This is a genomic window from Citrobacter sp. Ce119, from assembly GCF_030334525.1.
In the GTDB taxonomy this organism is placed as follows: Bacteria; Pseudomonadota; Gammaproteobacteria; order Enterobacterales; family Enterobacteriaceae; genus Citrobacter; species Citrobacter europaeus.
The window spans coordinates 304,158-317,400 of sequence record NZ_JAOWDR010000060.1 but is presented as its reverse complement, the minus strand read 5'-3'; the positions used below and the strand labels follow the sequence as shown (position 1 = coordinate 317,400).

At 55.9% G+C, this 13,243-nt stretch carries 11 protein-coding genes; 1 reads left to right on the top strand and 10 read right to left on the bottom strand.

The genetic code is table 11. From position 1 onward, the window contains the following. The first annotated feature begins 58 nt into the window (after window positions 1-58). The gene (locus tag OGV80_RS21795; protein WP_047409800.1) at window positions 59-1,063 is read left to right on the top strand and encodes a chemotaxis protein; all 1,005 of its coding nucleotides are present in this window, start codon (window positions 59-61) and stop codon (window positions 1,061-1,063) included. Window positions 1,064-1,121: 58 nt separating this feature from the next. Here OGV80_RS21795 and nuoN read toward each other — a convergent pair whose 3' ends face one another. From nuoN to nuoE, 10 genes are all read right to left on the bottom strand, one after another. After that, complete coding sequence (gene nuoN, locus OGV80_RS21790; RefSeq protein WP_003027689.1) at window positions 1,122-2,579, bottom strand: NADH-quinone oxidoreductase subunit NuoN; 1,458 nt, start codon at window positions 2,577-2,579, stop codon at window positions 1,122-1,124. 6 nt (window positions 2,580-2,585) lie between these two features. Further along, complete coding sequence (gene nuoM / locus OGV80_RS21785; protein ID WP_003027692.1) at window positions 2,586-4,115, bottom strand: NADH-quinone oxidoreductase subunit M; 1,530 nt, start codon at window positions 4,113-4,115, stop codon at window positions 2,586-2,588. A 251-nt stretch (window positions 4,116-4,366) separates the two neighbouring features. After that, complete coding sequence (nuoL, locus tag OGV80_RS21780) at window positions 4,367-6,208, bottom strand: NADH-quinone oxidoreductase subunit L (RefSeq protein WP_043017047.1); 1,842 nt, start codon at window positions 6,206-6,208, stop codon at window positions 4,367-4,369. Continuing rightward, window positions 6,205-6,507: an NADH-quinone oxidoreductase subunit NuoK gene (nuoK, locus tag OGV80_RS21775; RefSeq protein WP_006683663.1), complete on the bottom strand. Its 303-nt coding sequence runs from the start codon at window positions 6,505-6,507 to the stop codon at window positions 6,205-6,207. The genes nuoL and nuoK overlap by 4 nt, the downstream gene beginning before the upstream one ends. Further along, window positions 6,504-7,058 carry an NADH-quinone oxidoreductase subunit J gene (nuoJ, locus tag OGV80_RS21770; protein WP_043017048.1) on the bottom strand — a complete coding sequence of 185 codons (555 nt, stop codon included), beginning with the start codon at window positions 7,056-7,058 and terminating at the stop codon, window positions 6,504-6,506. The genes nuoK and nuoJ overlap by 4 nt, the downstream gene beginning before the upstream one ends. Before the next feature lie 11 nt (window positions 7,059-7,069). Beyond that, window positions 7,070-7,612 carry an NADH-quinone oxidoreductase subunit NuoI gene (nuoI, locus tag OGV80_RS21765; RefSeq protein ID WP_003028062.1) on the bottom strand — a complete coding sequence of 181 codons (543 nt, stop codon included), beginning with the start codon at window positions 7,610-7,612 and terminating at the stop codon, window positions 7,070-7,072. Window positions 7,613-7,626: 14 nt separating this feature from the next. Beyond that, complete coding sequence (nuoH, locus tag OGV80_RS21760; protein WP_003028063.1) at window positions 7,627-8,604, bottom strand: NADH-quinone oxidoreductase subunit NuoH; 978 nt, start codon at window positions 8,602-8,604, stop codon at window positions 7,627-7,629. Then, a complete protein-coding gene (nuoG, locus tag OGV80_RS21755) occupies window positions 8,601-11,327 on the bottom strand; it encodes an NADH-quinone oxidoreductase subunit NuoG (protein WP_075146370.1) in 2,727 nt (908 codons plus the stop codon). Before nuoG ends, nuoH begins: the two co-directional genes overlap by 4 nt. A gap of 80 nt (window positions 11,328-11,407) precedes the next feature. Continuing rightward, on the bottom strand, window positions 11,408-12,745 hold the full coding sequence (nuoF, locus tag OGV80_RS21750; protein ID WP_003834753.1) for an NADH-quinone oxidoreductase subunit NuoF: 1,338 nt from the start codon (window positions 12,743-12,745) through the stop codon (window positions 11,408-11,410). Beyond that, a complete protein-coding gene (gene nuoE / locus OGV80_RS21745; protein WP_003028069.1) occupies window positions 12,742-13,242 on the bottom strand; it encodes an NADH-quinone oxidoreductase subunit NuoE in 501 nt (166 codons plus the stop codon). The genes nuoF and nuoE overlap by 4 nt, the downstream gene beginning before the upstream one ends. Between the last annotated feature and the right edge of the window lies 1 nt (window position 13,243).

The window sequence follows — 13,243 nt, the reverse complement described above, 5'->3', positions numbered from 1 at the left end:
ATTTTTCCGCCTCAGTGCCGATAACAGTGGAAAGGCTGGCTTTCACACTGAGGACAGGATGAATAATTTCCAGAAAGATATTGATGACAGGACAAACCTAACCCTGTCTAACCGTTTTGAACTGCTGCTGTTTCGCCTTGGCAAATCTGTTGAGGAGCAGAAATCAGAGCTGTTTGGCATCAACGTATTCAAGCTGCGAGAAATTGTACCGATGCCGACCTTTACGCGTCCGGCAGGTATGAAGGCCCCGCTGCTGGGTATGGTTAACATTCGCGATCAGGTGATCCCTGTGATTGACCTGCCCGCCGTCGCGGGCTGTAAGCCAGAGACCGGGCTTAACATCCTGTTGATCACGGAGTATGCCCGCAGCGTCCAGGCATTTGCGGTGGAATCAGTGGAAAACATTATGCGTCTGGACTGGCAACAGGTGCATACCGCTGAGAAAGCCGTCAATGGTCGCTATATTACCAGTATCGCCTGTCTGGACGATAACAAAGAGACCAATAACCTGGCGCTGGTGCTCGACGTCGAACAGATCCTGTACGACATTGTACCGTCTAACCATGACCTGCGCGCAACGAACCTGAAAACCAATAAATTCAACATTACCCCGGGTGCGGTGGCGATTGTGGCAGATGATTCCAAAGTGGCCCGCGCGATGCTGGAAAAAGGGCTTAACGCCATGGAGATCCCGCACCTGATGCATGTGACGGGCCAGGATGCGTGGGAGAAGATCCAGCAGTTATCTGAGGAAGCTGAAGCGGAAGGTAAGCCAATCAGCGAGAAAATAGCCCTGGTGCTCACCGATCTGGAAATGCCAGAGATGGACGGTTTTACGCTTACCCGTAAGATAAAAACCGACGAACGCCTGAAGAAAATCCCGGTCGTTATCCACTCTTCACTTTCCGGTAGCGCCAACGAAGATCACGTTCGCCGAGTAAAAGCGGATGGCTACGTGGCCAAATTCGAAGTCAATGAGCTTTCTTCGGTGATCCAGGAAGTGATGGATCGCACAGCGAAAGGCATCAGCGGTCCGCTGGTGAGCAGGCAGCTATTGAACTGACCGTATTGCACGTATAAAAAAACCCGCCTTGGCGGGTTTTTTCGTTTCTGCATTTCGATTACATCAGCGGAGTCGCTAACTGCACAATGCTGATCAGCGGTTGCGGGTAGATACCCAGCACCAGTACCAGCAGAGCTGAAATCAGCACCACGATACCGCCCGCGCTGTACTGCCAGTTGGACGGCGCATCGCGGTTCAACTGCTGCGGTGCGCTCAGGTACAAGCTTACGGCAACGCGCAGGTAGTAGTACAAACCAATCGCAGAACCTACCACCACAGCGGCAACCAGCCACCACAGGTTAGCCTGCACACCGACAGCCAGTACGTAGAACTTACCGATAAAGCCCAGCGTCATCGGAATACCCGCCAGAGACAGCATCATCACCGTCATCACCGCCGCGAGGATCGGACGATGCCAGAACAGACCACGGTAGGAGAACAGAGAGTCTGCATCCGGACCGCGGTACGGGCTGGACATCAGGCTGACCACACCGAACGCGCCGAGGCTGCTGAACAGGTAACCGGCCAGATAAACGCCAACCGCTTCCATCGACATTTCGCCGCTCTGCAGGGCAATCAGCGCCACCAGCAGGTAACCGAGGTGAGAGATAGAAGAGTAACCAAGCAGACGCTTGATGTTGGTCTGGCTCAGCGCCATCAGGTTACCAAAGATGATGGAAGCAAAGGCGATCACGCCCAGCACGATACGTACCGCTTCGCTATCACCTACCGGTGCGTACAGGAACAGACGCATCACCACGCCGAAGATAGCGATTTTGCTCGCCGTCGCCAGGAAGGTGGAAACCGGAGCCGGAGCGCCCTGGTATACGTCTGGCGTCCACAGGTGGAATGGAACCAGCGAGAGTTTAAAGCCGAGGCCAACAATCATCAGACCGAAGCCCGCCAGCAGCAGCGGTTCGTGTAGCATGCCATCGCCAAGGCTCTTACCGAGCGCGACAAATGACAGGTTGCCAGACTGCGCGTACACCAGCGCCATACCGAACAGCAGGAAAGAAGACGCTGCGGCAGACAGAATGGTGTATTTGATACTGGCTTCAAGCGAACGTTTCTGACGGAACGCATAGCCAACCAGACCAAACAGCGGCAGAGAGATAAGCTCAATACCAAGGAACAGCGCCGCCAGATGGTTAGCGTTAGCCAGCAGAATACCGCCGAGCGCGGCAATCAGCACCAGCAGATAGAACTCTTCCCGGTTGTCGTCGTAGCCTTCCAGCCACGGGTAAGCAAAGGTACAGGTGGCAAGACTCGCCAGCAGCACCAGCCCGGTGTAGAGCATAGCGAAACCGTCAACCCGCATCAGCGGGGTGACGTCCATGGCGCCCGCCTGGCCAACAAACCAGAGCGAAACCAGCGCGGCGTTAAGCCCAATGACCGACAACGTGGCATTGAGGAAGTGATTGCGTCGCCACGCAATGGAGAGCATCACAACCACCACCGTCAAGCCGACGATCAGCAGCGGTAGCAGCGCAATCAGGTGTTGTGGAGTTATTGTCATGGCGATTTACGGCCTTGTAGTAGTAACGGAATTAACAAACCACTGCTGGATGTTGCTCATCGCAGAATGCGAGGTATCCAGAATCGGCTGCGGATAGAAGCCAAGCAGTACCAGAAGCACAACCAGCAACAGGATGATAAACAGCTCACGCAGCGACATCCCTGGCAGTTCAACACTGGCAATCTGGCTCTTCGCCTTACCAAAGTAAGCGCGATGCAGCATCGCCAGCGAGTAAACAGAGGCAAACACCAGACCAAAGGTCGAGATCACGGTAATGACCGGAACCACCTGGTAGCTGCCGAACAGAATCATAAATTCGCCAACGAAGTTACCTGTACCCGGCATACCCAGCGTACACACTGCGAAGAACATTGACAGCGCAGGCAACCATTTCATTTTGCCCCACAGGCCGCCCATCATACGCATATCACGCGTGTGCAGACGTTCGTACAGCTGACCACACAGGATGAACAGACCGGCTGCAGACAGACCGTGCGCGATCATCTGAATAACCGCACCCTGGTAAGCCAGCTGGCTGCCGGTGTAGATAGCAATCAGTACGAAGCCCATGTGCGATACGGAGGTGTAGGCAATCAGACGTTTGATGTCGTACTGATTAAAGGCCATCCACGCGCCGTAGAAGATGCCGATTACGCCAAGCCACATTGCGATAGGCGCAAACTCCGCCGACGCGTTCGGGAACAGCGGCAGGGAGAAGCGCAGCAGACCGTAGGCTGCGGTTTTCAGCAAAATCCCCGCCAGGTCAACGGAACCTGCGGTCGGTGCCTGAGAGTGCGCATCCGGCAACCAGCCGTGCAGCGGAACCACCGGCATTTTCACCGCGAAGGCGATGAAGAAGCCCAGCATCAGCAGGTATTCCACGCCGTGGGACATCGGGGTATTCAGCAGCTCTTCATAGTTGAAGGTCCACACGCCGGTCGCTTTGTAGTGCACAAACACCAGCGCCAGGATGGCAATCAACATCACCAGACCACTGGCCTGGGTATAAATGAAGAACTTGGTTGCCGCCGTGATACGCGTTTTACCGTCAGAGGCTTTATGCCCCCAAAGTGCTATCAGGAAGTACATCGGCACCAGCATCATTTCCCAGAAGAAGAAGAACAGGAACATGTCGATGGCAAGGAATACGCCGATTACGCCGCCTAAGATCCACATCAGGTTCAGGTGGAAGAAGCCCTGGTATTTTTCGATTTCATTCCAGGAGCAAAGGACCGCCAGAACACCGAGCAGACCGGTCAGCACTACCATTAGCAGCGACAAGCCGTCGATGGCTAAATGGATAGAGATGCCAAAACGTGGGATCCACGGCAGGACAAACTCAGACTGCCACTGCGGAATACCCGCGGATTGCGTCAGTGAATAGCCGCCCTGCAACCACAGTTGCAGGCCTAGCGCCAGCGTCAGTCCCATGGTAATCAGCGCTATCCAACGCGGCACCTTCACGCCAAAGCGTTCGGTCTGCCAGCACAGGAAGCCACCGATAAAGGGGATTAATATCAACCAGGGTAATAACATAGCTAAGTATGTCCCTTATATTTACTCCTGCTCAGGCTATCTCACTCGTCAGCCCAAATCCCGGCAGTGCTCGCAATCCTCACGTACTTCAGTACGCTCCGGTTGCTCTGCGCTGGCGGTCTCCGGTCTGACTTCGCCGATGACGCCTGTACATCAGGAACAGATTTTCAACGAATTCTAAAAATTATTTTTGGGTTTGTAGGCCGGATAAGCGCAGCGCCATCCGGCAATCGTTCATCCAGCCAACAAACTCAACGCAGTACCATCAACAGTGCCAGCACAACGACAGCGCCGATGCTCATTGAGGCCACATACCAGCGCAGATAACCGTTCTCGCTTAACAGCAGGCCTTTACCTGCAAAGCGGGAAAGGATGGCCGGAATGTTCATCATTGAGTTCAGCGGATCGCGTTTCAGCAACCAGGCAACGCCCAGGAACGGCTTAACGAACACTTTGTCGTACAGCCAGTCGAAGCCCCAGGCGTTATACCACCAGGTCCCCAGCAGACGACCTGGCGCACTGTTGGCAATCGATGTCACCAGCGTGCGTTTGCCCAGCCACAGCCATGCTGCGATCAGGATGCCCGCAATCGCTACGATACCGGAGGTAATTTCCAGCGTCATGACGCGACCATGTTCAAGCTCGGTCGTCGCAGGCAGTACCCCCTGCAGCGGTGGCACAATCAGCGCGCCGACGAAGGTGGACAGGATCATCAGCACAATCAGCGGCAGATGATGGGTAATCCCCTTCCCTGCGTGAGCGTGAATTTGTTCTTTACCGTGGAACACGATGAAAATCATACGGAAGGTATACAGAGAGGTCATGAACGCACCGACCAGACCTGCAACCATCAGATTGATATGACCGTTCGCCATCGCACCGGCCAGAATCTCATCCTTACTGAAGAAGCCTGCGGTAATCAGCGGCAGAGCCGACAGCGCCGCGCCACCAATCAGGAAGCAGAGATACACCAGCGGAATAGACTTACGCAGGCCGCCCATCTTGAAGATGTTCTGTTCGTGGTGGCAAGCCAGGATAACCGAGCCGGATGCCAGGAACAGCAGCGCTTTAAAGAAGGCGTGCGTCATCAGGTGGAAAATCGCCGCATCCCACGCCTGAACACCCAGCGCCAGGAACATATAACCAATCTGGCTCATGGTGGAGTACGCAAGAACGCGCTTAATGTCGGTCTGTACCAGCGCGGCGAAACCCGCCAGCACCAGCGTGATAGCACCGATAATTCCCACCAGATGCAGAATTTCCGGGGTCATCAGGAACAGGCCGTGCGTACGTGCAATCAGGTAGACACCGGCGGTAACCATCGTTGCGGCGTGGATCAGCGCGGAGACAGGCGTCGGGCCGGCCATCGCGTCAGCAAGCCAGGTCTGCAACGGCAACTGCGCGGATTTACCCACCGCACCGCCCAGCAGCATCAGGGTTGCCCACATCAGCATGTTGTTACCCGCTTCGAAGTGCGCAGGCGCCAGTTCGACCATTTCGCGGAAATTCAGCGTGCCCAGCTCGTTATAGAGGATGAACAGCGCGAAGGCGAGGAACACGTCACCGACACGGGTTACCACGAAGGCTTTCATTGCCGCAGCGCCATTCTTCGGATCGGTGTAATAGAAACCGATCAGCAGATAGGAGCACAGGCCCACGCCTTCCCAGCCGAGGTACATCAGCAGCAGGTTGTCCGCCAGTACCAGAACTACCATGCTGGCGATAAACAGGTTGGTGTAGGCGAAGAAACGAGAGTATCCCTCTTCACCGCGCATATACCAGGAGGCGAACATGTGGATCAGGAAACCGACGCCGGTCACCACGCTGAGCATGGTCAGCGACAGGCCGTCCAGCACCAGGTTAAAACCGATGTTGAAGTCACCAACGGACATCCACGTCCACAGCGGCTGGCTGTAGGCCTGTTGGCCATTGGCAAAGAAGTCAACGCCAACAAACGCCGTCACCAGCGCCGCCAGGCCAATCGACCCGACGCCCACGGTAGCGGACAGATTTTCTGACCAACGACCGCGAGAGAACGCCAGTAATACAAAGCCAATAAATGGCAGAATAATGGTTAAGGCAAGCATGTTCATCCACGCATCTCACTTACTGAATCGATGTTCAGGTTCTGGCGACGGCGATGAAGTTGCAGCAACAGCGCAAGTCCAATGCTCGCTTCCGCAGCCGCAAGGCTGATGGCGAGAATATACATCACCTGACCATCGGTCTGGCCCCAGTAGCTTCCGGCGACCACAAAGGCCAGCGCGGAGGCGTTAATCATGATTTCCAGCCCGATCAGCATAAACAGCAGATTGCGGCGGATAACCAGACCGGTTAAACCCAGTACGAATAAGACAGCCGCGAGGATCAGTCCATGTTGTAAGGGGATCATGCGTGCTCCTCCGTTTTTCTTTTCGCGCGGTCATCGGCGCGGTTGCTCAGCACTTCACCTGAACGCTCTTCGCGTCCAACGTGGAAGGCCACAACCAGACCCGCCAGCAGCAGCATCGAAGCCAGTTCGACCGCCAGTACATACGGACCAAACAGGGAAATACCGACTGCTTTCGCGCTGATTGGCGTACCGTCAATGCCCTGATCGTTAACGCCCAGAATGGCGTAAACAATGACCACCAGCATGATGGCCGACAGAATCGCCGGACCAATCCACACCTGCGGTTTCAGCCACTGGCGTTCCTGTTCAATTTCAGAACCACCGAGGTTGAGCATCATTACCACGAACACGAACAGCACCATGATGGCGCCCGCGTAGACGATAATTTCCAGCGCACCGGCGAAGTAAGCGCCTAACGAGAAGAACACCCCGGAAATCGCCAACAGCGAAATAATCAGATACAGCAGCGCGTGTACCGGATTGGTGTGGGTGATCACCCGCAAGGTTGCGAGAATGGCTATCAGGCCACAGATATAAAAAGCGAACTCCATTGCCCCTCTCCTTACGGTAACAGGCTCTTGACGTCGATAGGCTTGGCTTCGTTCTCTGCTTCGCCCTTATCTTTGCCGTCGATTGCCATACCTGCCATCCGGTAGAAGTTATATTCCGGGTATTTGCCCGGACCGGAGATCAGCAGATCCTCTTTCTCGTAAACCAGGTCCTGGCGCTTGTACTCACCCAGCTCGAAATCTGGAGTCAGCTGAATAGCCGTTGTCGGACAGGCTTCTTCACACAGGCCGCAGAAAATGCAGCGTGAGAAGTTAATGCGGAAAAACTCCGGATACCAGCGGCCATCTTTGGTCTCTGCTTTTTGCAAAGAGATACAGCCTACCGGACACGCTACCGCACACAGGTTACAGGCAACGCAGCGCTCTTCACCGTCCGGATCGCGGGTCAGAACGATACGACCACGAAAACGGGGCGGTAGATAGACCGGCTCTTCCGGGTACATCTGCGTTTCGCGTTTCGCGAACGCATGCAGGCCGATCATCCAGATACTGCGTACCTGGGTGCCGAAACCTACGAACAATTCTTTTAAGGTCATGGTCTTTGTGTCCCTTATTGCGCCTGCCACAGAATGACAGCCGCCGTTACCAGCAAGTTGACGAGCGTCAGCGGCAGACAGACTTTCCAGCCGAAGGACATTACCTGGTCATAACGAGGACGCGGTAACGACGCACGAATCAAAATGAACATCATCATGAAGAACGCGGTTTTCAGCGCGAACCAGACGAATGGCGGTAAGAACGGGCCATGCCAGCCACCGAAGAACAGGGTAACCATCAGTGCAGAAATGGTGACGATACCGATGTACTCACCCACGAAGAACAGACCGAATTTCATACCGGAATATTCAATGTGGTAACCGTCGGCCAGTTCCTGCTCGGCTTCTGGCTGGTCGAAAGGATGACGGTGACACACCGCCACGCCCGCGATGGCAAAGGTGACAAAACCAAAGAACTGCGGAATTACGTTCCAGATATCAGCCTGGTTGTTGACGATGTCGGTCATGTTAAATGAGCCGGCCTGCGCCACCACGCCCATCAGGGAAAGTCCGAGGAACACTTCGTAGCTCAGCGTTTGCGCAGACGCACGCATCGCACCGAGCAGGGAGTATTTGTTGTTACTGGACCAGCCGGCGAACAGTACCGCGTATACCGCGAGACCTGCCATCATCAGGAAGAACAGGATCCCGATGTTCAGGTCAGCGACCACCCAGTTCGGACTCACCGGCACGATGGCGAAAGCCAGCAGCAGCGAGGTGAAGGCGATCATTGGTGCCAGGGTAAAGATGACGCGATCCGAGAATTTCGGGATCCAGTCTTCTTTAAAGAACATCTTGATCATGTCCGCAACCAGCTGGAGCGAACCGCCCCAGCCAACACGGTTCGGTCCGTAACGGTTCTGGAACAGACCCAGCAGACGACGTTCGCCAAAGCTCATGAATGCCCCGCAGGTGACCACCACCAGCAGGATCACGACCGCTTTGAGAATGCTCAGCAGGATCTCAATCAGATCGGGTGTAATCCAACTCATTGTTGTGCCTCCTGCAGATCCTCAAGACGCGCACCTGCCAGTACCGGCGCGATGCCAGGCATACCCATCGGCAAACCAACCTGCCCTGCCGTTAATCCTTCAGCGATTTCAACCGGCAGCGTAACCGTGTTGCCATCGTAGCTGAAAGAAACGCGCGTACCGGCATTAACCCCCAACTTCGCGGCATCAGCCGGATTGAGTTTAATGTACGGCTGCGGCATACGGGTCTGGAAGACCGGCGCACGTTGTGACATTTCGTCGCTACCAAACAGATGGTAGTAAGGCGCGATACGCCACTGACCATCCTGAGCCTGGAAGCTCGCCGGAACGGTAGTGAAGTAATCCATCCCATCCGCAGAAGCTTCGATCAGACGCACGCCTGGGTCGCCATGACGCAGTTTACCGCCCACTTCATCCTGGAACTTATTCCACGCCTGTGGGGAGTTCCAGCCTGGTGCCCAGGCAAACGGAATTTGTGAACGCGGCGCAGACGGTTGGTTGTTCCCTTCCATCGAGAAAGCGAACATGGTGTCTTTGTCCTGCGGCTGGCGCGGTTCGTGTACGCTGATGTTGGCGCGCATTGCGGTACGACCGCTGTAGCGGTGCGGTTCACGTGCCAGTTTCTGTCCACGAATACGGAAGGTTGCATCCGGCGCGGCATCTTTAATACCCGCCAGTTGCGGCAGCTTCTCAACGACCGCGTCGATGACGTGGTCAAGCTGCGTCCAGTCTACTTCACGGCTCTGCACGGTGCTGTGCAGCGAGTGCAGCCAGCGCCAGCTTTCCAGCATGACGGTGTTGCTGTCGTAGTAGGACGGGTCGTAGACCTGGAAGAAGCGTTGGGCGCGGCCTTCGTTGTTAATCACCGTACCATCACTTTCGGCGAAGCTTGCGGCGGAAAGCACCAGATGGGCGTTTTCCATAATTGCCGTACGCTGATGATCAACGACCAGTACCAGTGGCGCTTTCGCCAGCGCGGCGTTCACACGCGTAGCTGAAGCATGGCGATGCAGGTCATTTTCCAGCACCACAACGGCGTCAGCACGACCTGTTTCCAGCTCGGTCAGCGCATCCTCAAGGGAACCACCGCCAATCATACCCAGGCCCATGCTGTTAACAGAGCGAGCAATCATGGTGATGCCGACATCAGCGCCCCGACCTTTCAGCGCCTTGGCCACGTTGGCAGCCGCCTGAATCACCTCGGCGCTACCGGCGTTGGTGCCGGAAATAATCAGTGGTTTCTTCGCTCCGGCCAAGGCCTGAACGATAACGTCAATTTTGTTCTGCAGGTCACGATCGATACCGTCAACCGCCGGGGCGTTGTTATCCAGCGCGTGGGCGATAGCGAAACCTAAACGCGCCTGATCTTCAACCGGCGCACGGTAGGTCCATGCGGCGATATCATCCAGACGGGTGTTATCGACGTTGGTGACGAACAGCGGATGCTTGGCGCGCTGGCCGATGTTGAGGATGGCCGCAATCTGCCAGTCGGCCACTTTCTGCGCCGCCGCCATTTCGCGTGCTTTACCTTTCACCGCCTGACGCACTGCCAGCGCAACGCGCGCGCCGGTCTGGGTGACATCTTCGCCCAGCACCAGAACCGCATCGTAGGATTCGATTTCGCGCAGTGCCGGAGTATGAATACCGCCGTCACGCAGTACGCTCAGCGCCAGCTGCAGACGTTCCTGCTCGCCCTGGGCGATACCGGTATAGAAGTTATCCGCACCGACCAGTTCGCGCAGTGCGAAGTTGCTTTCAACGCTGGCGCGCGGGGAGCCGATACCAATCACTTTCTTCGACTGACGCAGAATATCTGCCGCGCCCTGCATCGCCTGTTCGGCGTTCAGCGTGATCAGGTCATCGCCACGACGCTGTACCGGCTGACGCGGACGGTCTTTCAGGTTCACGTAACCATAGCCAAAACGACCACGGTCGCAGAGGAAGTAATGGTTAACAGTACCGTTATAACGGTTTTCGATACGACGCAGTTCACCGTAGCGCTCGCCCGGGCTGGTGTTACAGCCGATGGAACACTGCTGGCAGATGCTCGGCGCAAACTGCATGTCCCATTTACGGTTATAACGCTCGGAGTGCGTTTTATCGGTGAAGACGCCGGTCGGACAAATTTCGACCAGGTTGCCGGAGAATTCGCTTTCGAGCGTACCGTCTTCCGGACGACCGAAGTAGACGTTGTCATGTGCGCCATAGACGCCCAGATCCGCGCCATCGGCGTAATCTTTGTAGTAACGTACACAGCGATAGCAGGCGATGCAGCGGTTCATTTCATGAGAGATGAACGGCCCCAGGTCCTGGTTGCGGTGCGTACGCTTCGTGAAGCGGTAGCGACGGAAGCTATGACCGGTCATGACGGTCATATCCTGAAGGTGGCAGTTACCGCCCTCTTCACAAACCGGACAGTCGTGCGGGTGGTTAGTCATCAACCACTCCACTACACTTTCGCGGAACTGCTTCGCTTCTTCGTCATCAATAGAAATAAAGGTGCCTTCGGTGGCCGGTGTCATACAAGACATCACCAGGCGACCACGCGTGTCTTCCGCGTTCTGATATTGCTTCACCGCACACTGGCGGCAAGCACCGACGCTTCCCAGCGCCGGGTGCCAGCAAAAGTACGGAATATCAAGGCCGAGAGACAGACAAGCTTCCAGCAGGTTGTCCGCTCCGTTGACCTCATATTCTTTGCCGTCTACATGAATCGTAGCCATAGTCAGCATGCTTCCAGTTGGCTCGGTCGTAACCGAGCGTTAATCGAATTACTTATCGCGATGCAGGGGTTAACCTGCAATTACCAGCGCTCTTTCAGCAGGTTCGGCTGAATACCACCAATCTGATGGGTATTGCTGAAGGACTGCTTGATGCCAGCTTCGAATTCTTCGCGGAAATATTTAATGGCGCTCTGCAGCGGTTCCACCGCACCCGGTGCGTGTGCACAGAAGGTTTTACCCGGGCCGAGGAAACGACACAGTTGCTCAAGTGTCTCGATATCCCCTGGCTGGCCTTCGCCACGCTCCAGCGCGCGCAGAATTTTCACACTCCACGGCAGACCGTCACGGCACGGCGTACACCAGCCGCAGGACTCGCGGGCAAAGAACTCTTCAAGGTTACGCACCAGAGGAACCATGCCGATCTCGTGATCGACGGCCATTGCCAGCGCGGTACCCAGACGGCTGCCTGCTTTACCGATGCTTTCGAATTCCATTGGCAGGTCAAGGTGCGCCTCGGTCAGGAAGTCAGTACCCGCGCCGCCAGGCTGCCAGGCTTTAAACTTCAGGCCATCGCGCATGCCGCCCGCGTAATCTTCGAGGATCTCACGCGCGGTAGTACCGAAAGGCAGTTCCCACAGGCCAGGATTCTTCACACGACCGGAGAAGCCCATCAGCTTGGTGCCTGCGTCTTTGCTCTTCGAAATGTTCTGGTACCACTCCACGCCGTTCGCGAGGATAGCCGGTACGTTACACAGGGTTTCAACGTTATTTACGCAGGTCGGCTTACCCCATGCGCCAGAGCTTGCCGGGAACGGCGGCTTGGAACGCGGGTTAGCACGGCGACCTTCGAGGGAGTTAATCAGCGCGGTTTCTTCACCGCAGATATAACGCCCTGCCCCGGTGTGGACAAACAGTTCGAAGTCAAAACCGGTGCCCATGATGTTTTTGCCAAGCAGACCGGCTTCGGTCGCTTCGGCGATCGCGCGACGCAGATGCACGGCCGCTTCGATATATTCACCGCGCAGGAAGATGTAACCACGGTACGCTTTCAGCGCAAACGCGGAGATCAGCATGCCTTCCACCAGCAGGTGCGGCAGCTGCTCCATCAGCAGACGGTCCTTATAGGTGCCCGGTTCCATTTCATCGGCGTTACACAGCAGGTAACGGATGTTCATGGATTCGTCTTTCGGCATCAGGCTCCACTTCAGACCGGTGGAAAAGCCCGCGCCGCCGCGCCCTTTCAGGCCAGCGTCTTTTACCTGATTAACGATTTCATCCGGTGACAGCCCGGTCAGGGCCTTTCGCGCACCTTCGTAGCCGTTCTTGCTACGGTATTCGTCCAGCCATACCGGCTGTTTGTCATCACGCAGACGCCAGGTCAGCGGATGCGTTTCGGGAGTACGGATAATGTCTTTCATTTATACCGCTCCAGCAGTTCGGGAATGCCTTCCGGGGTCAGGTGAGCGTGAGTATCCTCATCGATCATCATGTTTGGCCCTTTATCGCAGTTCCCCAGGCAACAGGTTGGCAGCAGCGTAAAACGACCGTCAAAGGTCGTCTGCCCCGGCTTGATGTTGAGTTTTTTCTCAAGCGCAGCCTGGATCCCCTGGTAGCCGTTGATATGGCACACCACGCTGTCGCAGTAGCGGATCACGTGGCGACCTACCGGCTGGCGGAAGATCTGGCTATAGAACGTGGCAACACCTTCTACGTCGCTTGCCGGGATACCCAGCACATCAGCGATCGCATAGATCGCGCCATCCGGCACCCAGCCACGCTGTTTCTGAACGATTTTCAGCGCTTCAATGGACGCCGCACGCGGGTCTTCGTAGTGGTGCTTCTCGTGCTCAATCGCTTCACGCTCAGCCGCACTCAGCTCAAAAGCCTCGGTTTGTGGTTGTTGATTCTCGTGCATA